The organism is Roseivivax sp. THAF30, from assembly GCF_009363575.1.
Classification (GTDB): domain Bacteria; phylum Pseudomonadota; class Alphaproteobacteria; order Rhodobacterales; family Rhodobacteraceae; genus Roseivivax; species Roseivivax halotolerans.
The window spans coordinates 3,341,716-3,367,425 of record NZ_CP045389.1 but is presented as its reverse complement, the minus strand read 5'-3'; the positions used below and the strand labels follow the sequence as shown (position 1 = coordinate 3,367,425).

The window sequence follows — 25,710 nt, the reverse complement described above, 5'->3', positions numbered from 1 at the left end:
GAAATCTCGCGACGTTAGAAGTCGTAGTTAACGACCTTTGGGGCGAGTGCGCCGGTTCCGTGTCGCGCGGGGCTTGCCGGGGCCCTGTTTCGTCTTCGGATCGCCGTGGCCTGGCGTTTCGTCCAGTCCAAGCTGATCGCGCATGATGCGGGGGCGGATTTCGTGGACTTCGCCCGGTTTCATCTGGCCGAGCTGAAACGGCCCGTAGGAAATCCGGATCAACCGGTTCACTTTCAGGCCAAGATCTTCCATCGCGCGGCGGATTTCGCGGTTTTTGCCCTCTCGAAGACCGACCGTCACCCAGGCATTGGCCCCTTGCTGGCGATCGAGCGTGACGATCATGGGCTGGAACCTGGTGCCTTCGACCTCGAGCCCGTCGCGCAAGGGCTGGAAGGTCGCATCGGTCGGCTTGCCATTCAGGCGCACCCGGTAGCGCCGGAGCCAGCCGGTCGATGGCAATTCCAGCTGGCGCTTGATCGCGCCGTCATTGGTCAGCAGAAGCAGGCCCTCGGAATTGAGGTCGAGCCGTCCCACGCTCATCACGCGCGGCAGATCGTCGGGCAATTCGTCGAAGATCGTCGTGCGGCCTTGCTCGTCCTTGGTGGTCGTCACGAGGCCCGAGGGCTTGTGGTAGAGCCAGAGACGCGGCGCCTCTGCGGCACGCAGCGGCTTGCCGTCCACCTCGATCCGGTCCTTGGCCGTGACGTTCAAGGCGGCGCGCTCGATCACCTTGCCGTTCACCGCGACGCGGCCTTCGGCGATCATACGTTCGGCCTCGCGGCGCGAGGCGATGCCGGCGCGCGAAAGCACCTTGGCGATGCGGTCTCCGGGGGGTGTCTCGGTCATGACGCGGCCTTAGCGCGGCCTGCGCGCCCTGTCCATCGCCCGCGTGCCGCGCTAGGACGGAGCCATGAGTTTCCGCAGTCACATGGATATCGCGCTCGAGGAAGCCCGCGCCGCAATGGCGCGGGGCGAAGTGCCTGTCGGCGCGGCTCTGATCGGCCCGGATGGCGCGGTTATCGCGCGGGATGGCAACCGGACACGCGAGCTTGGCGATGCCACGGCGCATGCGGAACTGCTGGTCTTGCGCGCGGGCGCTCGGATCCTGGGATCGGAACGGCTGACGGGATGCGATCTCTACGTCACGCTCGAGCCTTGTGCGATGTGCGCCGGCGCCATTGCCCATATGCGGATCGCGCGCCTTTATTACGGCGCGGCGGACCCGAAATCGGGCGGCACCGCGCATGGGGCACGGGTCTTCTCGCATCCGCAATGTCACCATCGACCCGAAATCTATGACGGAATCGGGGCGGCGGAGGCGGAAATGCTCCTCCGCGCTTTCTTTGAAGAGAGGCGCGCCGATCCATGAGCCCGCAACCCCGCAGAGCCCCACGGCCCCGTCCCGCGCGTCCTCGCATCGTGCTGTTCAACAAGCCTTACAACTGCCTGTCCCAGTTCACCGACAAGGGCAGCGAGGGTAGCCCCCGCGCCACGCTGTCCGATTTCATCGATCTGCCGGGCGTCTATCCCGCCGGGCGCCTGGACAAGGACAGCGAGGGGCTGCTGGTTCTGACCGATGACGGTGCGTTGCAGGCGCGGATCGCGAGCCCGAAATTCAAGCGGGAAAAGAGCTACCTCGTGCAGGTCGAGGGCACGCCCGGTGCCGAGGCGCTGGAGGCCCTGCGCGCAGGCATTGCGCTGAAGGACGGGCCGACGCGGCCCGCCGCCGCGCGCGAGATCGCCGCGCCCGATCTCTGGCCGCGCGATCCGCCGGTGCGCTTTCGCAAGTCGGTGCCCGATGCCTGGCTCGAGATCACCATCACCGAGGGTAGAAATCGTCAGGTCCGGCGCATGTGCGCGGCGGTCGGCCTTCCGTGCTTGAGGCTGGTGCGCTGGCGCATCGGGGACTGGACACTGGACAGGCTCGCGCCCGGCGAGTGGCGCGAGGTCTGAGAAAGGGCGCGGGCAGGCCCGCGCCCTGCGAGAGGCGCTGCCTCTCGCGCTCTCCGCGGTATTTTTGCCAATCCAAAGAGGGGGATCAGATCCACTTGGCCAGGGGCGGCAAGGACATCAGGACCGCATTGGCATCGTGGCCCGTCTCGAGGCCGAACTTCGTGCCGCGGTCATAGACGAGATTGTATTCGGCATAGAGTCCGCGATGGACGAGCTGCGTTTCGCGGTCGGCTTCGGTGAACTCCTGAGCCCGGCGCTTTTCCACGAGCGGGACATAGGCGGGCAGGAAGGCGCGGCCGATATCCTGCGTCAGCGCGAAATCCGCTTCCCAGTCGCCGGTGCAGTGATCGTCCATGAAGATCCCGCCGACGCCGCGAGCGCGGTTGCGGTGCGGGATGTAGAAATACTCGTCGGCCCAGTCCTTCAGGCGCGGATAATGCTCGGCCCCGTGCGGATCGAGATGCGCCTTCTGTTGGGCGTGAAAATGCGCGGTGTCGTCGTCGTACTCAATGCAGGGATTGAGATCCGAGCCGCCCCCGAACCACCAGGCATGCGGTGTCCAGAACATGCGGGTGTTCATGTGAACGGCCGGGGCATGCGGGTTCTGCATATGCGCGACCAGGCTGATGCCCGAGGCCCAGAAGCGCGGATCTTCGGTCATGCCGGGGATGCCCTTGCGCGCGGCCATGGCCGCTTGCGCCCGCTCGCCGAGCGTGCCGTAGACTTCGGAGACGTTGACGCCGACCTTTTCGAAGACACGGCCGCCGCGCATGACGCTCATCAGACCGCCGCCCGCGTCGGAGCCGTCATCGGAGCGGCGCTTGGTTTCGGTGACTTCGAACGTGCCGGGGATCGCTTCGGCGTAAGGCCCCGCATCGTGGCTGGCCTCGAGCGCCTCGAAGGCGGCGACGATCTCGTCGCGGAGGGTGCGGAACCACTCTGCCGCGCGGGCGCGCTGGGATGTCAGCTCTTCGGTCATTGCGTCCCCTCTGCGTTGTGCTGGCCACGTGATGCCAAGCGCGAGGCCGGGGAGCAAGACAGAACGGTCAGTGCGCGGGGGCGTTCACTGGATCGAGCAGGGTGCGACCGCCATCGACCGTCATGATCTGACCGGTCAGGAACTTGGCGGAATCCGAGCAGAGGAACTGCACCGCTTCGGACAGCTCCTCGGGCGCGGCGATGCGGCCGAGCGGCGTATGCTCCTCGATGTCGCTGCGGTAGTCGCGATGATCCTTCAGGGTCGATTTGAGGCTTGAGGACATCACAGAGCCGAAGGCCAGCGCGTTCACGCGGATCCGTTCGGGGGCATAGGCAACCGCCATCGATCGGGTCATCTGGTCGAGCGCCGCACAAGCCAACGAATACCCCATGAGCTGCGGATGGGTGCGCCGTGCGGCAATGGATGACAGGTTCACGATCGCACCGATTTGGCCGTCTTCCTGGTTCTCGCCCTGCTTGATCATGCGGCGGGCCACGAGTTGCGACAGGCGCATCGCGGTCATCAGGTTCTGCTGGAGCATCATCTCGACGCTGTCGTCATCCATCGAGAACGGATCGGTCTCGATCACCTGGCGCGAGCCGTTGACGAGGATATCGACCCGGTCGAACGCATCGAGCGTTGCCGACAGAAGGTTGGCCAGCGTCAGTTTCTCGCGCAGATCGCCCGCGAAATAGCGCATGTTGTCGGTCTCGTCGCGCTCGCCGCATTCCTTGGCAAGCCGTGCCTCGTCCATGTCGGCGAACATCACGTTCGCACCCTTGGACGCGAAATGCCGCGCGATGGCGAGGCCGATGCCGTTCGCGGCGCCGGTCACGATGGCCGTCTTGCCTTCGATCGAAAAGCTCATTCTCTGGCCTCTTCGGAATAGGTGGGGGTGGCCCTAGCCTGATTCAGCGCCGCGGGCGAGTCGGACGTTGCGCAACGAAAATCTTGAAGCGGGGATCCGCGCCCAGCGTGTCGACATCGGCGAAGGCGTCTTCGAGCGTCGCCTCGTAGGGCAATTGCCGGTTCGCGACGAGATATAGCCGGCCCGTCGGGGCGAGATTGCGCGCGGCATTGGCGATGAAGGCCTGGCCCAGGGCCGGATCGGCGGCGCGGCCCTTATGGAAGGGCGGGTTCATCACGATCACATCAAGCGCGCTCGGTGCGGTCCAGGTGGTGGCGTCGTTCCAGTGAAACTGTGCCACCGGCGAGGTGACATTGCCTTGCGCGCAGGAAATGGCGGTATGATCCGCCTCCACGAGATGAAGCTCGGTGATGCCATCGCGGCGGGCGAGTTCGGCCGAGAGATAGCCCCAGCCCGCGCCGAAATCCGCCGCGCGGCCCGAGAGCGATGTCGGCAGGTGCTGCGTCAGAAGCCGCGAGGCGGGATCCGCGCCATCGGCAGAGAAGACGCCCGGTGCCGTCAGAAAACCATCCTCGGTGCGCGTCGGTGCCGGTGCGGCCCAGTCCGTCAGGTCGCTTCCGGGTGCGATCTGGAAACACTTGCCATGCGCCTTCGCGATGGCATCCGAAACATTGCCGCGCTTGCGGAGCGCCTTCAGCATCGCATCAACGCCATCGGTTTTCTGCCCATCGACGATCACCGGCCCGTCCGTTACCGCTACGGCTTCGGCAATCAGCGCCTCGCCTTCGGCACGGGCGCGCGGCAGGAAAACGATGGCGGCGGCGAAGCGGCCCTCGGGCTCGGTTGCCGTGGCCATGCCCCGGCGCGACAGGGCGGCGTGATCGGGGTAATGGCGCTGAATGGCGAAGAGGCGATCCTGCGGCAGGGCGGCAAGATCGGTTTCGGCCCGCGGATTGAAGAGCGCGATGCGTCCGTCACTGGGTAAGGCGATGCCGCCAGATGACAGGGCGTGAGAGAGGCGGGAGACGCTCATCGTGCGGCGACCGGGCGGAGCGCGATCACTCTTTCTCCATGGTGCATTGCAGCGGGTGCTGGTGGCGGCGCGCGAAATCCATGACCTGGCCGACCTTCGTCTCCGCGATCTCGTGGCTGAAGACGCCGACCACGGCGACGCCCTTCTTGTGCACGGTCAGCATGATCTCGAAGGCTTGGGCGTGGTTCATTCCGAAGAACCGCTCGAGTACATGCACGACGAATTCCATCGGCGTGTAATCGTCATTCAGAAGAAGAACCTTGTAGAGCGGCGGACGCTTCGTCTTGGTCTTCGTTTCGACAACGACGCCCGCGTCGCCGTCATCATCGCCGTCGCCGGGCGGACGGGCCGCCTGGAGGAGGGGCGTGTCGCTTTGGGGCAAATCGGTCATACGAAGGAAATTCTGTCTGCTTTGCTCGGGCCTGCTCCGGCAGTATATAACCCACGTCCGCGTTAAAAAAAGTCCCAAGACAAGGTGGAAATCGATCCGATGCGAAATCTCAGGACGCTGGCTTTCGATGCGGACGACACCCTCTGGCACAACGAGCGGTTCTTCAAGCTCACTCAGCAGCGGTTCGCAGAACTCTTGGGCGACTACGCCGATCCCGAAGACCTGGGCCAGCGGCTGATGGAGGCCGAGCGGCGCAATCTCGGGCGCTACGGTTTCGGGGTGAAGGGGTTCACCCTGTCGATGATCGAAACCGCGCTCGATGTTACGGAGCACCGCGCACCCGGCCAGGTCATTCGCGAGTTGCTGGATGCCGGGCGAGAGATGCTGACCCATCCGGTCGAGCTTCTGCCCCATGCCCGCGAGACGATCGAGGCGCTCGCGGAGAGTCACTATCTCATGCTGGTGACGAAAGGCGATCTTCTGCACCAGGAACGAAAGCTCGCGCAGTCGGGTCTTGGGAATTTCTTCGACGGGGTCGAGGTCGTGTCGGACAAGACCTGGCCGGTCTACGCTCGCATCTTCGAGCACGTGCCGGGCGGTGCGGCCGGGGCGATGATGGTGGGCAATTCGATGAAATCCGATGTTGTGCCGGCCATCGAGGCGGGCGGCTGGGGCGTCTTCGTTCCGCATGAACTCGAATGGGATTTCGAGAAAGCGGAGACACCCGGTTCCGCGCGCTACCGACACATCGCAGATCTTGGAGAGCTGCCGCAGCTCGTGGAAACCATCGGCTGAGAGTCGCCACACCGCTGCCGTGATCCCGCCTTATTTGCGCCACAATCGCAGCCAGTTGTGGAGCGGCGCTTGCCTGCGTCTAGATGTAGCGCGACGTGTGAGCCACGGCGTTGAAAAAATGCCTGATATGAAGGCTTTGCGCGGCACCCTTCATGTGCTACCTTTTCTGTAATCAAGGCAAATAGCCATACAACAAGGCCCAACCGGAACACCGGGGGTTGAGAGGCAGAGAAGGCGAGAATCGTGAAGGTACCGCGCAGGCAGGCGGGCCATCCAGGCCTGTATTTTTTCACCGCATTCTGGTTCCTCGTGCTCCTTCCGCTGAGCGCCATGGCCGCCCCCTATGCGGGGATGGTGATGGATGCGCGGACGGGCGAGGTCTATTACAGCGAGAATGCCGACACCCAGCTTCATCCGGCGTCCCTGACGAAGATGATGACCCTCTACATTGCCTTCGAGGCGGTGAAGAACGGCGAATTGTCGATGGACACCGAGGTGACCATCACCCGCAACGCCGCGGCTGAGCCGCCGTCCAAGCTCGGGCTGCGCTCAGGCCAGAAGATCGCGCTGCGCTATCTCGTCCGCGCGGCGGCGGTGAAATCGGCCAACGATGCCGCGACCGCGATCGGTGAGGCGATCGAAGGGTCTGAAGCGGCCTTTGCCCGGCGCATGAACCGCACCGCCAAAGCGATGGGCATGACGCGCACCAACTTCAAGAACGCGCATGGGCTCACCGAAAGCGGGCACCTCTCGACCGCGCGGGACATGACGATCCTCGGACGGCATGTGCTTTACGACTATCCCGAGTACTACAACCTCTTCAGCCGCATCACGGCGGATGCAGGAATGCACACGGTCTCCCACACCAACCGCCGGCTCCTGCAAAGCTATTCCGGCGCGGACGGCATCAAGACCGGTTATACCCGCGCGGCAGGCTTCAACCTCGTTGCCTCCGCCGAGCGCGGCGGCGAGCGGGTGATCGCCACGGTCTTTGGCGGCCGCTCCACCGCGACGCGGAACGCGCAGGTGGAAAAGCTGCTCGATCTGGGCTTCTCCAAAGCGCCGACGCGGGTGGCCTTCAACGCTCCCAAGCGACCCGCTTACATGGGAAAGATGGGCGATATTCAGATTGCCAAGGATGCCGATCCGTCGACGGGTCACCGCGCGAAGTCGATCCGTGTGGCATCGGCTGCCGTGACACGTTCTTTGCGGCCCGCGCTGCGTCCGGGCTCCGAGCCTGCGCCGCTTCTCGTCGCCGAGGTCGGTGCGGATATCCAGGCCGTGGTCGAGGAAGCTCAGGCGCTTGCCATCGCCGAGGCCGCTGCGACCGACAGCGCGCCCAGCCAGGACGAGATCGCGAAGATGCCCGAGGTTGCCTCGCTCGATACCGACGAGATCGTAGCGGCAGTTGCCGCGGCGAGCGAGGGCGCGCCTGCCGCATCGCTCGCGCCGAAATCGCGGCCCGAAGGCGTCGTCTTGGCCTCTCTTGGCGGAGAGACCGCGATGGCCGAGGCCGCGACGGCAGCCCCCGCACCCGAGCGTGAAGTCGTCAGCCGTATCTCCACCTCCGGTGGGCGGCATTGGGGCATCAATATCGGGACCTATCCGAGCCGGTACTCGGCAGAGCGCATCCTTCTGAAGACCGCGCTGCAGGAGACCGGGACGCTTGGCGGATCGCTCCGCAAGGTGGTCAATCGCGGCAACGGATTCGACGCGAATTTCATGGGGCTTTCCCAGGACACGGCGCAACTCGCCTGTCAGCGCCTCGCGGCGCGGCAGATCGAATGCACGGCCATCGGCCCGAGCTGACAAGAAAAGAACGAGGGACAGCTCGTAAGGCAACGAGAGCGCCGGGGGATCACATCCCCCGGCGTTTTCATGTGCGCTGATCCCGTTTCGCCTCGCGGATCACCCATCGCAGGAAGTCCTTGACCGGCGGGCGCTTGGCGCCGGGCAGGGTGACGGCGTGATAACCGGCGTCGCGGCGCTCCTCGAAGAGCAGCCGGAGGCGACCGGCGCGCAGGTCTTCCTCTACCGCGACGCGCGTCGAGACCGCGATGCCCTGACCGTTCCGCGCCCCGTCGAGCATGAGGTTGCCCGGCACGTGGATGCCCCGGATCCGCGCATCCTCGAGGCCACGGCTCTTGAGCCACTCGGTTGCTTCGGTCGTCCCGAGCTCCTGGAGCCAGGGCAAGCCGGCAAGCTCCTTGAGGTCCGGGATCGGGCCATCGCCGACGAGGCTCGGTGCGGCGACGATGTTGATGGGCGAGCGCATGAGCTCGGTGCTGTCCATGCCTGGCCAATTCCCGTCGCCATACCGGATCGCGATGTCGGTGCCGCCGGGTTCGAGCGGCACGAGATGCGGCGTCGGCGCGATCATGACCTCGACGTCCGGGTGCTCTCCCGCGAACCCGGCAAGGCGCGGCATCAGCCAATTGGCGGCGAAGGTCGGTGACGTGGTGACCTGCAAAGGCCGCGCGGCATCCGCCCCGGTCAGCGCCTCGATCGTCCGGGCGATAAGGCCGAACCCCTCGGACAGCGCACCCGCCAGCTCGTGCCCCTCATAGGTCAGAGACAGTGAGCGCCCGCTGCGATCCAGAAGCTTGAGGCCGAGATGCGTCTCGAGTGCGCGCAACTGCTGGCTGATCGCCGCGTGGCTGACGTTGAGCCGTCTCCCCGCCTCGGTGACAGAGCCAGTCTCGGTATAGGCCGAAAAGGCGCGCAAGGCAGAGAGCGGCGGTAGGCCGTTCCATTCCATATGTCACTCCAGCTTACATGTAGTGAGAATTCCTGATTGGCGTTCCGGCATTGAAAGCACGATATGGAAGGTACGCAGCGAAGGAAAGGATGCGTATCAATGTTGGATATTCTTGCAAAAAGCCTGATGACGGCAGCCGGCAATCACAAGAGCGACTTCACGCCTTGGGAGCGCCGCATCGAAACCCCCACGCAGGAGCGGATTCGCTTCCGTGCTCCAAAGGAGGTCAGCAAATGAGCCTGAACCACATCCGCAAGACCGGTCAAAGCCTCTGGAACCGCCTGCCGACGGTGCAGCAGATCAATGCCTACCTGCCGCCGTCACTCTGGTCCGAAGGACGTCCCGACCGGCCTTGGCACGAAGATAAAGGGTCGCGATGACCCCTGAGCGCGATGCGCTATCCGATCGGGTCGAAAGCGGCCGAAATCAAAGTCCGGGTATACTCGGTTTGCGGGGCCTCGAAGATGTCTTCCGTGGCCCCGTATTCGACCACGTCGCCCTGCTTCATCACGATGACCTTGTGTGACATCGCCCGCACGACCTTCAGGTCGTGGCTGATGAAGAGATAGGCGAGGTCGTATTTGCGCTGAAGCTCGCGCAAGAGATCCACGATCTGCACCTGCACCGTCATATCGAGCGCCGAGGTCGGCTCGTCCAGCACGACGAGACGCGGACGCAGAACCATTGCGCGTGCGATGGCGATGCGCTGGCGCTGACCGCCGGAAAATTCGTGCGGGTAACGATGCATCGTGGCGGGATCGAGCCCCACTTCCCGCATCACTTCCTCTACCAGCTCGCGGTGCGGGCGCCCGTCCGGGGAGCCGTGCACGCCAAGACCTTCGGCGATGATCTGCTCGCATGTCATCCGCGGGCTGAGCGAGCCATAGGGATCCTGGAACACGATCTGCATCTCGGAGCGCAGGCGACGCAGCTCCTTCGTCTTCCAGCTTCGTACGTCGCGGCCGCGAAAGGTGATCCCGCCTTCGGACTGAATGAGCCGCATGATCGCGAGCGCGAGCGTCGTCTTGCCCGAGCCGGATTCCCCGACGATGCCAACGGTCTCGCCGGCCCGCACGCTGATCGTGGCGTCGTTGACCGCCTTCACGTGCCCAACCGTGCGCTTCAGAAGGCCTTGCTGGATCGGGAACCAGATCTTGAGGTTGTCCGTCCGCGCGACCTCTTCCGCGCCATCCTTGACCGGGTCGGGCGTGCCCGTGGATTCCGCCGACAGAAGCATCTGCGTGTAGGAATGCGAGGGAGCGTCGAAGATCTCCTTCGTGGGGCCGCTCTCCACGATCTCACCGTTCTTCATCACGCAGACGCGGTCGGCGATGCGACGGACGATGCCAAGGTCGTGGGTGATGAACAGGAGGCTCATGTTCTCGTCGCGCTGGATCTCGGCCAGCAACTCGAGGATCTGGGCCTGGATCGTGACATCGAGCGCGGTGGTCGGCTCGTCAGCGATCAGAAGCTCCGGTCCGTTCAGAAGCGCCATCGCGATCATCACGCGCTGGCGCTGCCCGCCCGATAGCTGGTGCGGATAGGCGCCAAGGCGGCTTTCCGGCTCGCGGATGCCGACGCGGGTCAGAAGGTCGATAATGCGCTTGCGGGCCGCATCGCCCACCAGTCCCTGATGGATCGCAAGGCTTTCGGAGAGCTGCTTTTCCAATGTGTGCAGCGGGTTGAGCGAGGTCATCGGCTCCTGGAAGATGAAGGAGATGTCGTTCCCCCGAACCTTTCGCAGGAGTTTGTCTTCCGCGCCGACCATTTCCTGCCCGTCATAGACTGCCGAGCCCTCGACATGCGCCGAGGGGCCGAGGAGCGAAACCGTGGAAAGCGCCGTGACCGACTTGCCTGACCCGGACTCGCCCACGAGCGCGACCGTCTCGCCCGGCGCAATGTGAAACGACACGCCCCGCACAGCTGGTATGGTCACGCCATCTTGCGTGAAACTCACCCGCAGATCGGTCACATCGAGAAGGCGGCTCATGAAAATGTCTTTCTGGGGTCGAACGCGTCCCGCACCCCTTCGAAGATGAAGACGAGGAGCGAGAGCATCACCGCGAAGACGGTGAAGGCCGTGAAGCCGAGCCATGGCGCTTGAAGGTTCTGCTTGGCCTGCAATGTCAACTCACCGAGGGACGGCGCGGAGGAGGGCAGACCGAAGCCCAGGAAGTCGAGGCCCGCCAGCGTCGAGATCGTGCCGGTGACGATGAAGGGCAGCATCGTGACCGTCGCCACCATCGCGTTCGGCAGCATGTGGCGGAACATGATCTTGCCGTTCGACACCCCGAGCGCCTTTGCCGCGCGCACGTATTCGAGGTTGCGGGCGCGCAGGAACTCGGCGCGCACCACGCCGACGAGCGCGATCCATCCGAACAGGACGGTCAATATGACCAGAAGCCAGAAACTTCGCCCCAGGATCGCGAAAAGGATGATGATGATGTAAAGCGACGGGGTCGATGCCCAGATCTCGATGATCCGCTGGAAGATCAGGTCCGTCCAGCCGCCGAAATATCCCTGCACCGCACCGGCGACGATGCCGATGATGGACGATGCGGTGGTGACGATCAGCGTGAAGAGGATCGACAGCCGGAAGCCGTGGATCACCCGCGCCGCGACGTCCCGCTTGGTATCGTCGGTTCCCAGCCAATTTTCCGCGCTGGGCGGGAGCGGCGCCGCGCCGGGCCGGTCCACGGGCGTGTCGTAGCTGTAAGGGATCGGCGGCCAGAGCATCCAGCCTTTCTGAAAGTCCGGGTCTTCGATCGTGCCGGCTTCTGCGGCTTCGATAAAGCCGTCCGGATCGTCAAAACAGTCGACCAGCCCGCCCGTCGCGATGAGGCAGCGCACCTCTGGGTCGCGATAGGCCGCCTCGGTGCGGAAATCGCCGCCGAAATCCGTCTCGGCGTAGAAGGAGAAGATCGGCATACGGATCTCGCCGCGATAGCTCACGAGGATCGGTTTGTCGTTTGCGAGAAACTCCGCGAACAGCGACAGCCCGAAGAGGACGAGAAAGATCCAGAGCGACCAGAAGGCGCGGCGGTTCTTCTTGAAATTCCGCCAGCGGCGCTGATTGAGCGGGGAGAGCGCGAAACGGCCCTTGGGCGGCTGCGGCGCGACGGTCTGGCCGGGCATCGGCTCGGGCGCAGCCGTGCTCACGCCGGGCTCGGTCTTGTGGGGATCGGGCATCTGCGACATCTCAGCCCTCCCGCTTCTCGAAGTCGATGCGCGGATCGACAAGGACATACATCAGGTCCGACAGGATGTTCACCACCAGCGCGATGAGGCCGAAGATGAAGAGCGTGCCAAAGATCACCGGGTAGTCTCGCGCGACCGCCGCTTCGAAGCCGAGCCGCCCCAGCCCGTCGAGCGAAAAGATCGTCTCGATGATGATGCTGCCCGAGAAGAAGACGCCGATGAAGACCGCCGGGAAGCCCGCGATCACGATCAGCATCGCGTTGCGGAAGACGTGGCCGTAAAGAACGCGCCGTTCCTCGAGGCCCTTGGCGCGCGCCGTCATCACGTATTGCTTCTTGATCTCGTCGAGGAAGGAATTCTTGGTCAGAAGCGTCAGCGTTGCAAATGCGGCGATAGTGGATGCGAGCACCGGAAGGGTGATGTGCCAGAAGTAATCCGCGATCTTGCCGATCAACGAGAGTTGGTCCCAGTTGTCCGAGGTCAGGCCCCTTAGCGGGAAGATCTGGAAATAGGATCCGCCGGCGAAGAGAACGAGCAGGAGAATCGCAAAGAGAAAGCCGGGAATCGCATAGGCCACGATGATCGCCGCCGAGGTCCAGGTGTCGAAGCTCGTGCCGTCTTTCACCGCCTTGCGGATGCCGAGCGGGATCGAGACAACATACGCGATCAGCGTCGACCATAGACCCAGCGAGATCGAGACCGGCATCTTTTCGAGTATGAGATCGATCACCGAGATCGAGCGGAAATAGCTCTCGCCGAAGTCGAGCCGCATGTAGTCCCAGAGCATCGAGAAGAAGCGTTCCAGCGGCGGCTTGTCGAAGCCGAATTCACGCTCGAGCTCTTCGATGAAATCGGCCGGCAGGCCGCGCGCACCGGCGTAATCCTCGCTGCCGCCGCCTCCGCCGCCCGCATCGCCGCCGCCGGCAAAGCCCTGGAAGACGTCGCCATCGCCCTGCACACGTGCGATCACCTGTTCGATCGGCCCGCCGGGCACGAACTGAACGAGCGCGAAATTGATGATCATGATCCCGAGTAGCGTCGGGATGATCAAAAGCAGGCGTCGAAGGATGTAGGCGCCCATGACTGCTCCGGTCCGGTGTTGTTATCGCTCAGAGAGCGCCCGCCTCGCGCAGCGCCTCGGCCTTTTCCTCCGAGTACCACCAGATCGATATCTCGCCAATGCCGAAGCGCGGCGGCGTGTCCTCGTAGGGGCGCTCGAACACGTCGAAATACGCGATATTGTGCACACCGCTGTACCATTGCGGCACCCAGATGTGCAGCGCGCGGAGCACGCGGTCGAGCGCGCGGGTCGCCACTTCGAGCTCCTCGCGGCTTTCTGCCGTGGCGATGCGCTGGATGAGGCCGTCGACGGCCTCGTTCGCAAGGCCCGCGACATTGTTCGAGCCTTCGACATCGGCATTGTCCGAGCCGAACACGCCGCGCAGCTCGTCGCCCGGCGTCGAGGACATCGCATAGCGCCGCGTGGTGATATCGTAATCGAACCGCTTTTCGCGCTCGAGCGATTCAGCGGCATCGACGCGGGTCGCGTCCGCTTGGATGCCAAGCCGGTTCAGATTCTCGATATAGGGATTGATGATCCGATCGAAGGAGGGGCTGTCGTTCAGGACCGAGATGGTGAACCGCTCTCCGTCCTTGTAGCGGAAGCCATCGTCGCCCACTTCCCAGCCGGCCTCGTTTAGAAGCCGTCCGGCCTCGCGTAGCGCGCGGCGGTCTGCGAGTTCTGTGGACGAGGATTCCGCCGGGCTGAAGGCCTCTTCGGTGAAGACCGAGTCCGGTAGCTGATCGCGATAGGGCTCGAGCAGTTCAAGTTCGGCCTCGGACGGCATGCCCTCTGCCTGAAGCGTATCGGAGTTCTCGAAGAAACTGTCCGTGCGATTATAGAGCCCGTAGAAGAGGGACTCGTTCGACCACTGGAAGTTGAAGGCCATGCCGATCGCTTCGCGCACGCGCGGATCCTGGAACTTGTCGCGGCGCAGGTTGAACCAGAACCCCTGCGTGCCCGAGGGACGTCCGTCTGGCAGCACTTCGACTTCGACCCAGCCGTTTTCGACCGCCGGGAAGTTGTAGGAGGTCGCCCAGATCCGAGACTGGTATTCCTGCCGGAACAGGTACGCCCCGCCCTTGAACGCTTCGAAAGCGGTCGTGTAATCGGCGAAGTATTCGATGGTGATGCGGTCGAAATTATTCTGCCCGACATTCACCGGCAGATCCTTGCCCCAGTAATCGTCTCGGCGGACATAGGTGACAGACCGGCCTGCATCCACGCTTTCGAGATCATACTGCCCCGACCCCATAGGCGGCTCGAGGCTCGATTCAGCGAAGTCGCGATCCGCGTAATAGGCCTCGGAGAGGATCGGCAGACCGGCGGCGGTCATCAGAAGCTCGCGCAGCGGACCGTCAGGGTTGAAGGTGAACTTCACGCGATGGTCGTCCAAGGCTTCGACGGATTCAAAGTCCTTGAGCGAGACGCGATAGGATGGACGTCCCTCGGTCACGAGGATGTTGTAGGAAAAGACCACATCGGAGGCAGTGACCGGCGTGCCGTCCCGGAACGTCGCCTCGGGGCGCATGTTGAAGATCGCCCATTCGCGGTTTTCGGGATACTCGACGCTTTCGGCGACGAGCCCGTACATCGCGTCCGGCTCATCGAGATTGCCGGTCATCAGGCTGTCGTAGAACACCGTCGACAGCGCGGCGGGATTGCCGCGCAGCGTGTAGGGCGTGAGGCTGTCGAACGTGCCGAAGGCCCAGGTCGAGAACTCTCCGCCCTTGGGGGCGTCCGGGTTCACGTAGTCGAAATGTTCGAAGTCGGGGCCGTATTTCAGCTCCCCGAAGGAGGAGACGCCATGCGCGGTGATCGTCTCTTCGCCGGTGTCCTGCGCCGAGGCGAAGGTCGCCGCGAGGGTCAGTCCTGTGACAAGCGCGCCCGCGAGCCACAGGCGGAGCGGTCTGTCGCGGTCCTCCCGGCGAACCTTGGCGTCGGATCTCGACTTGTCGTCCTGAGCACGGCGGATCAGCGCCATCGGCTCCTCCCTGTCTTTGAGTTGAGACATAGGCTAAGAGCGGGATCCGGCGATGTTCAAGTTTCTATTGCGTGAAGTGCCTGTAATCAGGCTGTGAGAAAGCGTCTCGCCTGGCCGGAGAGCAGGAATCCTGCACGCGCCCCATCATGGAGTTGTCTCGCCACTTGCCGCGGGAATGATCTCGCTGGCATAGGCGGAGGGGATCAAAAGGGCGGTCGCGGCGGGCAGAAGCGCCGCTCCGAGGAACATCACGACCGGGCCGACGGCGCCCGAGGCCATCCCTGCCAGCGCCGGACCCAGAATGCTCCCGGCCGCCGTCGCGAGCAGCGCTGCGGTGAAGCTGAGCGAGGGAACCGTTGGGAACAACCGGTCCGACCAGAAGGCCAGGATCGCGCTCGTCATCATGATGTGCAGGCCCTGGAGGCCTGCCGCCGCGACGATCCCGGCCCAGCTTTGAGGGAGCAGAGCAACGAAAGCGAGGGATGCCGCGCCGGTGCCCAGCACGAGGCGCAGGAGCAAGGGCAGGCCGATGGCTTGCTTGAGGCTCTGCGTCGCAAGTCCTGCCAGCCCGAAGATACCCAGCACGATGTAGACAAGGGCCGGGATGGCGCGTTTGGGAACGGAGTCGAGAGAGCTTTGCTCGACCATCCGGTCCGCCGCGAACGAGATGAAGATCGACGAGGTCGTACCGTAGACAAATCCCACGACAAAGAGAGGGATCGCGGCGACATGCAGCATCAGTCGCCAGTTGCGGCCGCGCTCGCTATCGGGGTCGCGATCCATGTCGCGCATCGCGGCCCAGTTCCCGACAAGGGCCAGAGCGCTGGCTGCGGCGAAGATTCCCCAGGCGATCCGCCAGGAAAAACCCGTCGCCACCATTACGAAGGCGGCAAGTCCTGCGCCGGCGATACCCGCCGCGGTGCCGGAGCTGATCGCCGACAGCGAGGTCGGGCGCCACGGGTCGATGACCTTGCGGTGAACCGCATCGTTGAACGGTGTCCAGGCAAAGCCCGCGCTCGACATCGCAAGGAAGATGCCGAGACAGAGGACCCACAGGCCCGTGGCCAGCGCCGCGATGCCGAGCCCCAGTGTGGCGGCGAATAGCCCCGTGAGGATCGGTGTCTTCGGCCCGAACCGCGTCAGCGTCTCTTGCGCGGCAAGAAGGCCAAGGAAGAAACCGAGAAAGCCGAGGCTCGAAATCAGACCGATTTGCGATGTCGAGAGGTCGAAGGCGTCACGAAACTCGAAGGCGAAAAGCCCAAAACCCATGCGCGCGGGGCCGTAGCTGATCGCCGTCGCGGCGAAGCCGGCGGCGGACAGGGAAGTGAAAAAGGAAACGCGTCCACCGCTCATGCCCGAAAAACGCGATGCATCCCGCTGCGTTCCTGAACGAAAAAGGGCGCGCGGCATTGCCGCACGCCCTTAGGGACTAGCGTGATCCGGGATCAGTCGTCGGTTTGATCGAGATAGGCGATCAGGTTCGCGCGATCCTCAGGGTCGGACAGGCCGTTATAGGACATCGAGGTGCCGGGCGCCCAGCCACGCGGGTTCTCGAGGAAGGCGTTGAGGTTCTCGGGAGTCCAGACGTCGCCCGCTTCGGAGAGCGCGCCGGAATAGCTGCCATAGCCGTCAGCGGCGCCGATGTCGCGGCCGACGACGCCATAGAGATAGGGACCGACAGCGTTCGCGCCCTCTTCGAGCTGGTGGCAGGCGCGGCATGCGCTGAAGACCCGCTCGCCCGCGCCGGCATCGGCGTTTTCCATCAAGGTGGCGAAATCGACTTCTTCTTCCTCTTCGGCCTCACCGCCTTCTTCGGCGACCTCGATCGGGAAGCCGCGTGCGACCTCTTCCTCGCCTTCCGCATGTTCGCCGCCGTGGCTGCCGCCGACGTGATAGACCGTCTCGGCCGCCCAGCCGCCGAGAAGGAACACAAGAAATGCGCCGCAGAAGCCACCAATGATTTTGGTGAAGGTCATCGTGTCAAACATGGGGTGCGTGTCCGTCGTACCTGAAGATTTGCGCCGCTATCTATTGGTTCCCATTCCGAGAGGCAAGGTATACTGACCGCGACCAAACGCCCAAGCCGCAAGAGTTGCAGAGACCGCTCATGACCGAGACGAAACGCATCGCCTTCCAGGGAGAGCCCGGAGCCTACAGTCACGAGGCCTGCCGGCACGCTCGGCCCGATCACGAAGCGCTGCCATGCCGGACGTTCGAGGACGCCGTGGAGGCCGTGAAGACCGGTGCCGCGGAGCTGGCGATGCTGCCGGTCGAGAACTCCACCTACGGGCGCGTCGCCGATATTCACTCGCTGCTGCCGCAATCGGGTCTGAGGATCATCGACGAGGCGTTCGTGCGGGTGCACATCAACCTTCTGGCGCTGCCGGGCACGTCTCTTGAAGAGATCACCGAGGCGCAAAGCCATACCGTTCTGCTGGGCCAGTGCCGGCGGTTCCTGAAGGAGCATGGCATCCACCGGATCACCGGGGCGGACACCGCAGGGTCGGCGCGGGCTGTGTCCGAGGGCGGAATCGCGCATCGTGGTGCGCTCGCTGCCGAGCTTGCGGCCGAGATCTACGGGCTCGACGTGCTCGCACGCCATATCGAGGACGAGGGCAACAATACCACGCGCTTCCTCGTGATGTCGCCCGAGGCCGATGACAGCCGCCGCGGCGATCACGGGATGCTCACGACGCTCGTCTTCCAGACGCGGAACATTCCCGCCGCGCTCTACAAGGCGATGGGGGGCTTCGCGACCAACGGCGTGAACATGACCAAGCTCGAGAGCTACCTCATCGGCGGTTCCTTCGAGGCGAGCCAGTTCTACGCCGATATCGAGGGCCATCCCGAGGATCCCGCTGTCGCCCGCGCGCTCGACGAGCTCGATTACTTCACCGAAAGCATGACGATCCTCGGCACCTATCCCCGCGATCCGCGCAGGCCCTGAAGGCGGGAGCGAGGGGCCAGCCCCTCGCGCTCCCCGCGGGTATTTGGGCCAACCCAAAGAGGGCGCGTGTCGCTAGGCATCCTTCCCGAGCGACAAGCGGATGGGGCCTTTCGCCTCTGCGGGGTCGACCGGGCGTCCCTTTTGCGTCGCCGCGAGCGGTAGCCCGGTCGCGAGGGCGCGGATTCTTGGCATAAGCGGGCGCCAGTCCTCCGCGAGGCTGCGCGCGACTTCGGACGGGCAGAAACTCTTGTCGGGTCCGCGCGCTCGGGCGAGGCGCATCATTTCGCTGCGGAGTGTCGCATCATCGGGTGTCATCGCCATCAATCTAGCGGGATTGCAGAATTTTCCCGCAAACGCGGCGGCTTGAATGGCAAGCGGCGCGAATTATGCCTTACCCTCCGGTTGTCGCGGTGTATCATGACAGTCGGGCTTGAGTTCGGGGGGACGGCCATGCAGCTCCGAGGGGTGCGGCGCAGCGACGATATCGAGATATTTCGCCGTTCGGTCGGCAGCGTGACGCGGTTCAAAACCGCCGCGGCCGGTCGGCTTTGAGAGGAGGCCGCGGATGGACGTGATCCATGCCCTTCCCGTGGGCGGAGGTATCCTCGCCATAGCGCCGATGCCGGGTGCGAGCGGCAGCTACGCGGACGATCTCGAACACGTCAAGAACTGGCGGCCCGCGCTGGTTCTGTCCCTGGTCACGCGGCTCGAGTTATACATGGCCGGCGCGGAGCGTTTCGGAAGCGACATGATGGAGCGGGGCACGCGCTGGGACCAGCTCGAGATCGAGGACGGTCAGGCGCCCGATGCCGCCTTCGATACGAGGTGGGTCGCGGTCTCGGGCTTCGCGCGGCGCGCGCTCCTCGGCGGGGGGCGCGTGCTGGTGCATTGCAAGGCTGGGTGCGGGCGTTCGGGCATGGCCGCGCTGAGGCTGATGATCGAGATGGGCGAGGCGCCGGACGAGGCGTTGCCGCGGCTGAGGGCCGTGCGGCCCTGCGCGGTCGAAACCGAGGCGCAGATGCGCTGGGCGCTCGCGGCGAAACCCGAGCCATCACGCTTCGTGAGGCATTCCTGAGGGGAGGTGAGAGGCTGGAACGCGACCCAAGCGGGACTCGTTACGGCTGCTTCCTTCCGGACCTGACCGGGTTGGCGAGGCGCTCGCCCGCGCCAACCTCTCAACGGAGGACTTAGGCGCCGCGCGGCGGATTCGCAACCCTCAGAGCGCGATGCGGACGCGGCCCCGATCTTCGCCGGGACACTCCTCCCACTGGAGGCCCGCGGCCTCTGCGACGGCTCTCGCGCGTCCTGGCAGGCTGAAGAGCGCCGTTCTGCCTGGCTGGGGCAGGAAGTGCCATCCGGGTTCGGGCGCGGGCCGAACGGGACCGGACGTCTGGATATGATGGATCAGCATGTCGCGGATAAGGCCGGGGCTTTCATAGATGATGCGGTCGTCCGCGAGATCCGCCCAGATCCGGGCGCGATAGCTGCTTGCGGCGAGAAGGAGTTCGTCATGTGGGCCAATCGGCTGTCCGCAGGGCAGCGCCATCTCGCGGATGCGGCGACCGGGCGCGGCTGAGAGGTCGATGGCGAACCGCATCCCGTGCGCCAGATCGAATCCGTAGCCCGGTACCGACGGGTCTAGGATGTCCGTGTCCTCTGTCTCCGCCGGCATTGGGCGGTAACACCGCGCGGCCCGTTCCAACCAGTCGCGCAATTCAGAGCCGGTCATCTTCAGGATCGTGAGGCGGTTGGCGAACGGGTAAAGCAGATGGGCGTGGCGCAGCAGCAGGGGGCCGGGAGGGATCTGCACGAAATTGTCCGGGCTGCCGTCATGGCTGGTCCGGTAGGGCGCCGCCGAGGCAAAGAGCGGCGTGTCGCGCCACCTTTCGCCCAGCCGCTTGCGCGCCTCGCGTTGCATGGCATCGGCAATGAGCTGCGTTGCCGCGAGCGGCCTGATCCCTGCAAGACAGGTCTCCAGCGTCAGGGATGTCTCGCCGATCCGTTCGGATAGGATCGATCGGACGCGATCGTGCAGCGGCGCTGCGAGGTTGGAGACGGTCCTCGCCGCAGGTCCGGGTTCGCGCCTCGCCGGTCTCAATTCGCAGTGCTTACGGACGATCTTCCATCCTGTCTCCTCGGAGAACGTCAGATCGAGGTCAATGAGCCCGAGATGCGAGCCGAAGGCGCCGGGCGCGACGATCGGTGCGACGCCTTCGGCCCCGGCTTCTGCAGCTTCCTGATGCCGATGACCCGAGACGACCGCGTCAATGCCGTCCAGCCGGGCAACCTTGCGCGCGTGATCGTCCCCGGATGCGTCCGAGGCGTCGGACCCCAATCCGCAATGACAGAGCGCCACGACGAGATCCGCCCCGTGGCGGCGAAGTTCCGGGATCCAGGCCCGCGCCGTCTCGGTGATATCGCGCCCCTTCAGCCGGGCGACCGGCCGACAGTTTGCGGCGAGCGGCATGCGCGGCGGAATGAAGCCCAGGACGCCCAGGCGAATGGTCCGCACGCGGTCCGGCCCGGTCCGCACCTCCTTCTCGCAAAGGGCGAATGGGCGCAGGAACGATGTGTCCGCGATCGGGTCTTCAGCAAGCTCCGTGACGAGGTTGGTCAGAATGAACGGGAAGGGCGCCGAGGCGACTATGGAGGTCAGCCTGTCGACGCCGAAATCGAAATCGTGGTTTCCGGGCACGGCGGCGTCCAGGCCGAGATCTCCGAGCGCGCGGGCCACCGGGTGCGGCGTCAGACCAAGCGCGCTGTTCGCCACATGCTCTGCCAGAACGTTGCCCTGGTAAGTGTCACCGTTGTCGAACAGGAAGGACGTTTCGGCCTCGGAACGCGCATCCGCGACGATATCTGCGAGACTGGCCAGCCCGAGACCGACATTCGGGCAATCCCTGTCGTAGTCGAAGGGCAGGAGCCAAGAATGCAGGTCGGTGATGGCCATGAGGCGTATGCGGCCGTGCTCCGTGTCACCGGCTGGCATATTGCTGGTTGCGCCGGGCAATCTCATCCCCTTGAGTGTGCCGGACAGACGATACGGGCGGCAGACGATTAGTGCAATCTCGGGTTGTATATTTTTGAATAGTGTCGCCTTTTTGTAGTTGGGTTGGATACGATGGATCATGCGGAAACCGTGACGTTTGGCGGCTCCGGGTTGGATCGTGCGGCGGAATGCCGCGCGGATACCGGGGGCATCGCACGGTTGCGCTCGCATAAAAGCGCGCGGTTTGCTTTGCTCTGGCGCGGCAAACCGTTGCTCAGCGCGGGGAATCCGGCGCGACTTCTGTTGCTCCCGACCGATCACCCGGTGATGCGCGACAGCGGGCCCGAGATCTTCATCGGGCGTGACGACGTTGGCCCGCTTTTTGCGGCCGATCTTTCGGGGTGGGAGCCGGAAGATATCGATGAGGAAGCGTTGCGCCGCTTCGCGGACACGAGCGAGCAGGTGCATCCCGACTGCCCCGAAGGACGCTTCGCCGAACTGCGGCGGGTCATGACGTGGCTGACGCCCCGCGAGGCTGAGATCGCGGCGACCGCTCGCGCGCTTTTCAGTTGGCACGGGACGCATGCGTTCTGCAGCAAGTGCGGCGCGCCTTCCGAGATCGCGATGGCGGGGTGGCAGCGCAAATGCCCATCCTGCGGCGCGTCACACTTTCCACGCACCGACCCGGTGGTGATCATGCTGGTCACCCACGGCCCTCACACGCTTCTCGGGCGCGCGCCGTTCTGGCCGGAGAGCATGTATTCCTGCCTTGCGGGGTTCGTGGAGCCCGGAGAGACCGTCGAGGCCGCCGTGCGCCGCGAGGTCTTCGAGGAAACGGGCGTCAGGACGGGCCGGGTGCGCTATCTTGCGAGCCAGCCTTGGGCCTTTCCGAACTCGCTCATGATCGGGTGCCATGCGGAGGCGCTCAGCAACGAGCTGACTCTGGATCCGGTGGAAATAGAGGACGCGCAATGGGTGACGAAGGAACGCCTGGTCGCCACCCGTGCCGGAGAGGACACTGGCCTCATGCCGGCGCGCGAGGGCGCCATCGCGCATTTTCTGTTGACCAATTGGCTTGCAGACAGGCTCGATTGAGGGAAGAGTTCGCGCAAAACTGGCGGCACGGCCAGGGTGTGCAGGGAGCGGAACATGCAATTTTCCCACAAAGAGGATATCGAGGCCCCGTTGGACGAGGTTTTCGCGGCGCTCAGCGATTTCGACACGATCGAACGCTCGATCCTGCGGCGCGGGGTCGAGGTCGCGCGGACCGATCGGCTCGCGGGCCCCTGCGCCGGGATGACGTGGCGCGCGACATTCTCTTTCCGGGGCAAGAGCCGCGATGCCGAGGTCGTGCTGAGCCGGTTCGAGCCGCCGACGCTGATGGTGTTCGACAGCGTCTCGGGCGGACTCGAGACGCGAACCATCGTGGAATGCGTGGCTTTGTCGCGGAGCCGCACACGGGTCGGGATCGACACGACGCTCACCGCGAAGACCCTTTCGGCGCGGCTGATCCTGCAATCGATGAAGCTTGCCAAGGGGCGCATCGACCGGAAGTTCAAGGATCGCGTGGCCTCCGCCGCGACGGAGCTGGAGCGCCGCCTGAAACGGACCTAACGGCGCGCCTCCCTCGTCAGACGCGGTTGTCGATCCAGTCGAAGAAATTCGGCCCGCCGAGATCCAGAAGTTCGCGTGCAAGGTCGCGGCCCATTTCCGGCCCGTCTGAAACCGCGCCGTCCCGTTCGCCCGAATGGGCTTCGCTGCCATCGGGGCGCAAGACTTCACCGCGCAGGTGCAGACGGTCGCCGGTGACGACAGCGAGCCCTGCAATGGGCGTCTCGCAAGAGCCGTCAAGCGCGGCAAGGAAGGCGCGTTCGGCCACGAGCTGATCTGCCGTGGCCGGATCGTGGATCGCGGCCAGCATCTCGGCCACGCGCATATCGTCCTCGCGTCGCTCGATGCCGATGGCGCCCTGAGCAATGGCGGGCAGCATGTCGGTGGTCTCGATCGGGTGCTGCGGCACGTCGCTCATGCCGAGGCGGTTGAGTCCGGCCCGCGCCAGGAACGTCGCACGGGCCACGCCGTCATCGAGTTTCTTCAGACGTGTCTGCAGGTTGCCGCGAAACTCAACCACGTTGAGATCGGGCCGCCGCACCAGAAGTTGCGCGCGTCGGCGCAGGCTCGACGTGCCGACGGTCGATCCCTCGGGCAACTCTGAGATGGCCGTGAACTCGGGCGAGATGAACGCGTCGCGCGGATCCTCGCGGGGCAGGTACGTGTCGAGCACCAGTCCCTCGGGCTGCAGCGTCGGCATGTCCTTCATCGAATGGACCGCGATGTCGATCTTGCCCGACAGCATGTCCGCCTCGATCTCACGGGTGAACAGGCCCTTGCCGCCGATCTCTTTCAGCGGCCGGTCGATGATCTTGTCGCCGGTTGTCTTGATGACGACGATCTGGAACGCCTCGTGCGGCAGGTTGAACGCCTCCGCCAGCCGGTCGCGGGTTTCGTTCGCCTGTGCCAGAGCCAGCGGCGATCCGCGTGTGCCGATCTTGAGGGGTGCGTCGGGGGTGGGAAGTGCCTCGGTCATGCGCCCTGATTAGACGTGGCGCGCGGCACTGACAAGCGAACTTGACACTCAGCGCGCGGCAAGGGACACCCGGAGAGATTGATGAAGGGCAAGGACTGGCGATGACGAAGACGATCCTGAGAGCTCTGGCCGGTGAGGCGCAGTCCACACCGCCGATCTGGATGATGCGCCAGGCGGGCCGCTACCTGCCCGAATACCGCGCGACCCGGGAGAAGGCCGGGGATTTCCTGTCGCTCTGCTACAATCCCGAACTTGCCGCCGAAGTGACACTGCAGCCGATCCGCCGCTACGGCTTCGACGGCGCGATCCTGTTTGCAGATATCCTGCTGTTGCCGCAGGCGCTGGGCGCGGATCTGTGGTTCGTGAAGGGCGAGGGGCCGCGCCTGTCGACCGTGACGACCGAGACAGATTTCGAGAAACTGAAGCCCGTTCACGCCATCGACGAGACATTGTCGCCGGTCTACGAGACGGTGAGCATCCTCTCGCGCGAGTTGCCGTCCGAGACGACGCTGATCGGCTTCGCCGGTGCGCCGTGGACGGTGGCGACCTACATGATCGCAGGCCAGGGCACACCGGATCAGGGTCCGGCCCATGCGCTCAAGGACGAGAACCGGCCGCTCTTCGAGCAGCTTCTCGGCAAGATCACCGAGGGGACGATCGAATATCTGTCCAAGCAGATCGAGGCCGGGGCCGAGGTCGTGAAGATCTTCGACAGCTGGGCCGGATCGCTCTCGGGTGAAGACTTCGACCGCTACGCGACCGAGCCTGCGCGGATTATCACCGAAGCGCTGAAGCGGCGGCATCCGGGTGTGCCCGTCATCGCCTTCCCGCGCCAGGCGGGTGATAAGTATGTCGGCTTCCACGCCGCGACAGGAGCCGATTGCGTCGCGGTCGACGACAGTGTCGAGCCGGAATGGGTGGCCGAACACGTCCAGCCGTCGGGCTGCGTTCAGGGCAACCTCAAGTCGTCGCACATGGTGACGGGCGGCGAGGATCTCGTGCGCGAGACGCGCCGCATCGTCGAGGCGCTGAAGGGTGGGCCGCACATCTTCAACCTCGGCCACGGGATTACCCCGGACGCGGACCCGGACAACGTTCAGCGGATGATCGACGCGGTGCGCGGCGGCTGAGGCCTCTCAGCGCAGCCGCCCGCGTCCGCGCGGCGGCGTGAGGGGACGCGTCTTGGCGCGCTCTCGCAGGAACACCGTCAGACCCGCGCCGATGATGATCGCGGAGCCGATCCAGGTCGGCAGGACCGGCCATTCGGCGAAGAAGATCCAGCCCCAGAGAATGGCGAGCGGCAGCCCGAGATATTCGAAGGGCGCGATGATGGACGCGTTCGCGAGCCGGTAGGCCGCCGACAGGCAATAGCCCACCAGGCCCGAGGCAAGCCCGAGCCCCGCGAATACCGCGATATCACCCGGCGCTGGCCAGACCCAGGCGCGCAGTAGGAACACGAGGCTGTCGCTCTCGACCCCGTCGGCGAATCTGCCGCTGCCCGCGATCAGGAAGAACAGCATGGAGACCGCGAGGAAGGTCGTCTGGATATAGACCGCGAGCGCGGCGGCAGGCGCCGTCGCACCGAGCTTTCGCGTCAGCACCTGGAGCATCGCGTAGAGGAAAGCCGCGATCACCGGCAACAGGTAGGTCACTCGCGGCACGTCCGCGGCCACGGCGCTGCCTGGAACCTGCATCAGCGCGACGCCCGAGAACCCCGCGAGAACGGCGAAAAGGCGCACCGGCCCTACCTTCTCGCGCAGGATCGGGATCGACAGGAGCGTGATGAAAAGCGGCGCTACGAAGAACAATGCCGTTGCCTGTGCTAGCGGCAGCACCGCCACGGCAGCATAGAAGGTCATGTTCGCGGAGACGACCAGAAGTCCGCGCATCAGGTGCAGTCCAGGCGTACTCGTTTTCAGGCGCGCCCACCCGCCTTCGAACTGCAGGATCACGAGCGTGATCGCCAGCGCGATGGCCGAGCGGATGCCGACGATCTGGTGCAGCGGATAGGCACCGGAGAGGCCCTTGATGAGGACGTCATTCACGGAGATCGCGGTGACGCCGAGACAGATGAGGGCAATGCCGAGGGCGGGGCGGTCGGTTGTGGACATGCAAAGCCCTTAGACCGGCGCGCGCGCCAAGGGAATGGGGCGCGGTCCGCACGACAT

The 25,710-nt window shown here is 64.9% G+C and carries 27 protein-coding genes and 1 other RNA gene; 11 read left to right on the top strand and 17 right to left on the bottom strand.

The annotated features are described in order from the left end of the window. Nucleotides 1-27 precede the first annotated feature (27 nt). Entirely contained in the window at nucleotides 28-846 is an 819-nt protein-coding gene (locus FIU91_RS16335; RefSeq protein ID WP_152463277.1) for a pseudouridine synthase, read from the bottom strand. 64 nt (nucleotides 847-910) lie between these two features. On the opposite strand from FIU91_RS16335, the gene FIU91_RS16330 reads away from it, so the two are divergent. Continuing rightward, nucleotides 911-1,369 (top strand): nucleoside deaminase, encoded by a 459-nt coding sequence (locus FIU91_RS16330; RefSeq protein WP_152463276.1) that lies wholly within the window; start codon nucleotides 911-913, stop codon nucleotides 1,367-1,369. Next, nucleotides 1,366-1,953, top strand: coding sequence for a pseudouridine synthase (locus FIU91_RS16325; RefSeq protein WP_152463275.1), 588 nt, complete (start codon nucleotides 1,366-1,368; stop codon nucleotides 1,951-1,953). Before FIU91_RS16330 ends, FIU91_RS16325 begins: the two co-directional genes overlap by 4 nt. A gap of 85 nt (nucleotides 1,954-2,038) precedes the next feature. Here the strand turns inward: FIU91_RS16325 and hemF are convergent, their stop codons facing one another. The 4 genes from hemF to clpS form a co-directional block, all read right to left on the bottom strand. Continuing rightward, a complete protein-coding gene (gene hemF, locus FIU91_RS16320) occupies nucleotides 2,039-2,932 on the bottom strand; it encodes an oxygen-dependent coproporphyrinogen oxidase (protein ID WP_152463274.1) in 894 nt (297 codons plus the stop codon). A gap of 67 nt (nucleotides 2,933-2,999) precedes the next feature. Beyond that, a complete protein-coding gene (locus FIU91_RS16315; protein WP_093008808.1) occupies nucleotides 3,000-3,800 on the bottom strand; it encodes an SDR family NAD(P)-dependent oxidoreductase in 801 nt (266 codons plus the stop codon). A 43-nt stretch (nucleotides 3,801-3,843) separates the two neighbouring features. Next, nucleotides 3,844-4,833: a class I SAM-dependent methyltransferase gene (locus tag FIU91_RS16310; RefSeq protein ID WP_152463273.1), complete on the bottom strand. Its 990-nt coding sequence runs from the start codon at nucleotides 4,831-4,833 to the stop codon at nucleotides 3,844-3,846. A 25-nt stretch (nucleotides 4,834-4,858) separates the two neighbouring features. Continuing rightward, complete coding sequence (gene clpS / locus FIU91_RS16305; RefSeq protein ID WP_093008806.1) at nucleotides 4,859-5,224, bottom strand: ATP-dependent Clp protease adapter ClpS; 366 nt, start codon at nucleotides 5,222-5,224, stop codon at nucleotides 4,859-4,861. Between the two features lie 99 nt (nucleotides 5,225-5,323). Here clpS and FIU91_RS16300 point away from each other — a divergent pair, with 99 nt between their 5' ends. Beyond that, a complete protein-coding gene (locus FIU91_RS16300; protein WP_152463272.1) occupies nucleotides 5,324-6,019 on the top strand; it encodes an HAD family hydrolase in 696 nt (231 codons plus the stop codon). A gap of 243 nt (nucleotides 6,020-6,262) precedes the next feature. Beyond that, entirely contained in the window at nucleotides 6,263-7,828 is a 1,566-nt protein-coding gene (locus FIU91_RS16295) for a D-alanyl-D-alanine carboxypeptidase family protein (RefSeq protein ID WP_371418195.1), read from the top strand. A 67-nt stretch (nucleotides 7,829-7,895) separates the two neighbouring features. Here the strand turns inward: FIU91_RS16295 and FIU91_RS16290 are convergent, their stop codons facing one another. Next, on the bottom strand, nucleotides 7,896-8,777 hold the full coding sequence (locus tag FIU91_RS16290) for a LysR family transcriptional regulator (protein ID WP_093008805.1): 882 nt from the start codon (nucleotides 8,775-8,777) through the stop codon (nucleotides 7,896-7,898). A 99-nt stretch (nucleotides 8,778-8,876) separates the two neighbouring features. Between FIU91_RS16290 and FIU91_RS19510 the strand changes: the two genes are divergently transcribed. Together FIU91_RS19510 and FIU91_RS19505 are read left to right on the top strand one after the other, a co-directional pair. Beyond that, nucleotides 8,877-9,014 (top strand): hypothetical protein, encoded by a 138-nt coding sequence (locus FIU91_RS19510; protein WP_172975036.1) that lies wholly within the window; start codon nucleotides 8,877-8,879, stop codon nucleotides 9,012-9,014. After that, entirely contained in the window at nucleotides 9,011-9,157 is a 147-nt protein-coding gene (locus FIU91_RS19505; RefSeq protein ID WP_172975035.1) for a hypothetical protein, read from the top strand. Before FIU91_RS19510 ends, FIU91_RS19505 begins: the two co-directional genes overlap by 4 nt. 17 nt (nucleotides 9,158-9,174) lie before the next feature. On the opposite strand, the gene FIU91_RS16285 is transcribed toward FIU91_RS19505, so the two are convergent. The 6 genes from FIU91_RS16285 to FIU91_RS16260 all read right to left on the bottom strand — a co-directional run bounded on the left by FIU91_RS16285 (nucleotide 9,175) and on the right by FIU91_RS16260 (nucleotide 17,007). Then, complete coding sequence (locus FIU91_RS16285) at nucleotides 9,175-10,767, bottom strand: ABC transporter ATP-binding protein (RefSeq protein ID WP_152463271.1); 1,593 nt, start codon at nucleotides 10,765-10,767, stop codon at nucleotides 9,175-9,177. Continuing rightward, a complete protein-coding gene (locus FIU91_RS16280; RefSeq protein ID WP_254702118.1) occupies nucleotides 10,764-11,912 on the bottom strand; it encodes an ABC transporter permease in 1,149 nt (382 codons plus the stop codon). The genes FIU91_RS16285 and FIU91_RS16280 overlap by 4 nt, the downstream gene beginning before the upstream one ends. Nucleotides 11,913-11,976: 64 nt before the next feature. Next, on the bottom strand, nucleotides 11,977-13,056 hold the full coding sequence (locus FIU91_RS16275; RefSeq protein ID WP_093008802.1) for a microcin C ABC transporter permease YejB: 1,080 nt from the start codon (nucleotides 13,054-13,056) through the stop codon (nucleotides 11,977-11,979). A gap of 28 nt (nucleotides 13,057-13,084) precedes the next feature. Beyond that, nucleotides 13,085-15,019, bottom strand: a complete 1,935-nt coding sequence (locus FIU91_RS16270) for an extracellular solute-binding protein (RefSeq protein ID WP_152463269.1) — start codon at nucleotides 15,017-15,019, stop codon at nucleotides 13,085-13,087. Nucleotides 15,020-15,163: 144 nt separating this feature from the next. After that, entirely contained in the window at nucleotides 15,164-16,372 is a 1,209-nt protein-coding gene (locus FIU91_RS16265) for an MFS transporter (RefSeq protein WP_254701988.1), read from the bottom strand. 92 nt (nucleotides 16,373-16,464) lie between these two features. Beyond that, nucleotides 16,465-17,007 (bottom strand): cytochrome c family protein, encoded by a 543-nt coding sequence (locus FIU91_RS16260; RefSeq protein WP_152463268.1) that lies wholly within the window; start codon nucleotides 17,005-17,007, stop codon nucleotides 16,465-16,467. Between the two features lie 119 nt (nucleotides 17,008-17,126). On the opposite strand from FIU91_RS16260, the gene FIU91_RS16255 reads away from it, so the two are divergent. After that, nucleotides 17,127-17,966: a prephenate dehydratase gene (locus FIU91_RS16255; RefSeq protein WP_152463267.1), complete on the top strand. Its 840-nt coding sequence runs from the start codon at nucleotides 17,127-17,129 to the stop codon at nucleotides 17,964-17,966. A 72-nt stretch (nucleotides 17,967-18,038) separates the two neighbouring features. Here FIU91_RS16255 and FIU91_RS16250 read toward each other — a convergent pair whose 3' ends face one another. Continuing rightward, nucleotides 18,039-18,281 carry a DUF3253 domain-containing protein gene (locus FIU91_RS16250; protein WP_093009241.1) on the bottom strand — a complete coding sequence of 81 codons (243 nt, stop codon included), beginning with the start codon at nucleotides 18,279-18,281 and terminating at the stop codon, nucleotides 18,039-18,041. A gap of 250 nt (nucleotides 18,282-18,531) precedes the next feature. On the opposite strand from FIU91_RS16250, the gene FIU91_RS16245 reads away from it, so the two are divergent. Further along, on the top strand, nucleotides 18,532-19,041 hold the full coding sequence (locus tag FIU91_RS16245; protein ID WP_093008798.1) for a protein-tyrosine phosphatase family protein: 510 nt from the start codon (nucleotides 18,532-18,534) through the stop codon (nucleotides 19,039-19,041). A 5-nt stretch (nucleotides 19,042-19,046) separates the two neighbouring features. Here FIU91_RS16245 and ffs read toward each other — a convergent pair. After that, an RNA gene (ffs, locus tag FIU91_RS16240) (signal recognition particle sRNA small type) lies at nucleotides 19,047-19,143 on the bottom strand. Nucleotides 19,144-19,182: 39 nt separating this feature from the next. Continuing rightward, nucleotides 19,183-20,916, bottom strand: a complete 1,734-nt coding sequence (locus tag FIU91_RS16235; RefSeq protein WP_172975034.1) for a bifunctional UDP-sugar hydrolase/5'-nucleotidase — start codon at nucleotides 20,914-20,916, stop codon at nucleotides 19,183-19,185. Nucleotides 20,917-21,087: 171 nt separating this feature from the next. On the opposite strand from FIU91_RS16235, the gene nudC reads away from it, so the two are divergent. Further along, nucleotides 21,088-22,050, top strand: coding sequence for an NAD(+) diphosphatase (nudC, locus tag FIU91_RS16230; protein ID WP_152463265.1), 963 nt, complete (start codon nucleotides 21,088-21,090; stop codon nucleotides 22,048-22,050). A 54-nt stretch (nucleotides 22,051-22,104) separates the two neighbouring features. Next, nucleotides 22,105-22,569, top strand: coding sequence for an SRPBCC family protein (locus tag FIU91_RS16225; RefSeq protein WP_093008796.1), 465 nt, complete (start codon nucleotides 22,105-22,107; stop codon nucleotides 22,567-22,569). Nucleotides 22,570-22,585: 16 nt separating this feature from the next. On the opposite strand, the gene hemC is transcribed toward FIU91_RS16225, so the two are convergent. Next, entirely contained in the window at nucleotides 22,586-23,542 is a 957-nt protein-coding gene (hemC, locus tag FIU91_RS16220) for a hydroxymethylbilane synthase (RefSeq protein ID WP_152463264.1), read from the bottom strand. A 95-nt stretch (nucleotides 23,543-23,637) separates the two neighbouring features. Here hemC and hemE point away from each other — a divergent pair, with 95 nt between their 5' ends. Next, the gene (gene hemE / locus FIU91_RS16215) at nucleotides 23,638-24,672 is read left to right on the top strand and encodes a uroporphyrinogen decarboxylase (protein ID WP_152463764.1); all 1,035 of its coding nucleotides are present in this window, start codon (nucleotides 23,638-23,640) and stop codon (nucleotides 24,670-24,672) included. A 6-nt stretch (nucleotides 24,673-24,678) separates the two neighbouring features. Here hemE and FIU91_RS16210 read toward each other — a convergent pair whose 3' ends face one another. Further along, nucleotides 24,679-25,653 (bottom strand): DMT family transporter, encoded by a 975-nt coding sequence (locus tag FIU91_RS16210; RefSeq protein ID WP_152463263.1) that lies wholly within the window; start codon nucleotides 25,651-25,653, stop codon nucleotides 24,679-24,681. Nucleotides 25,654-25,710 lie beyond the last annotated feature (57 nt).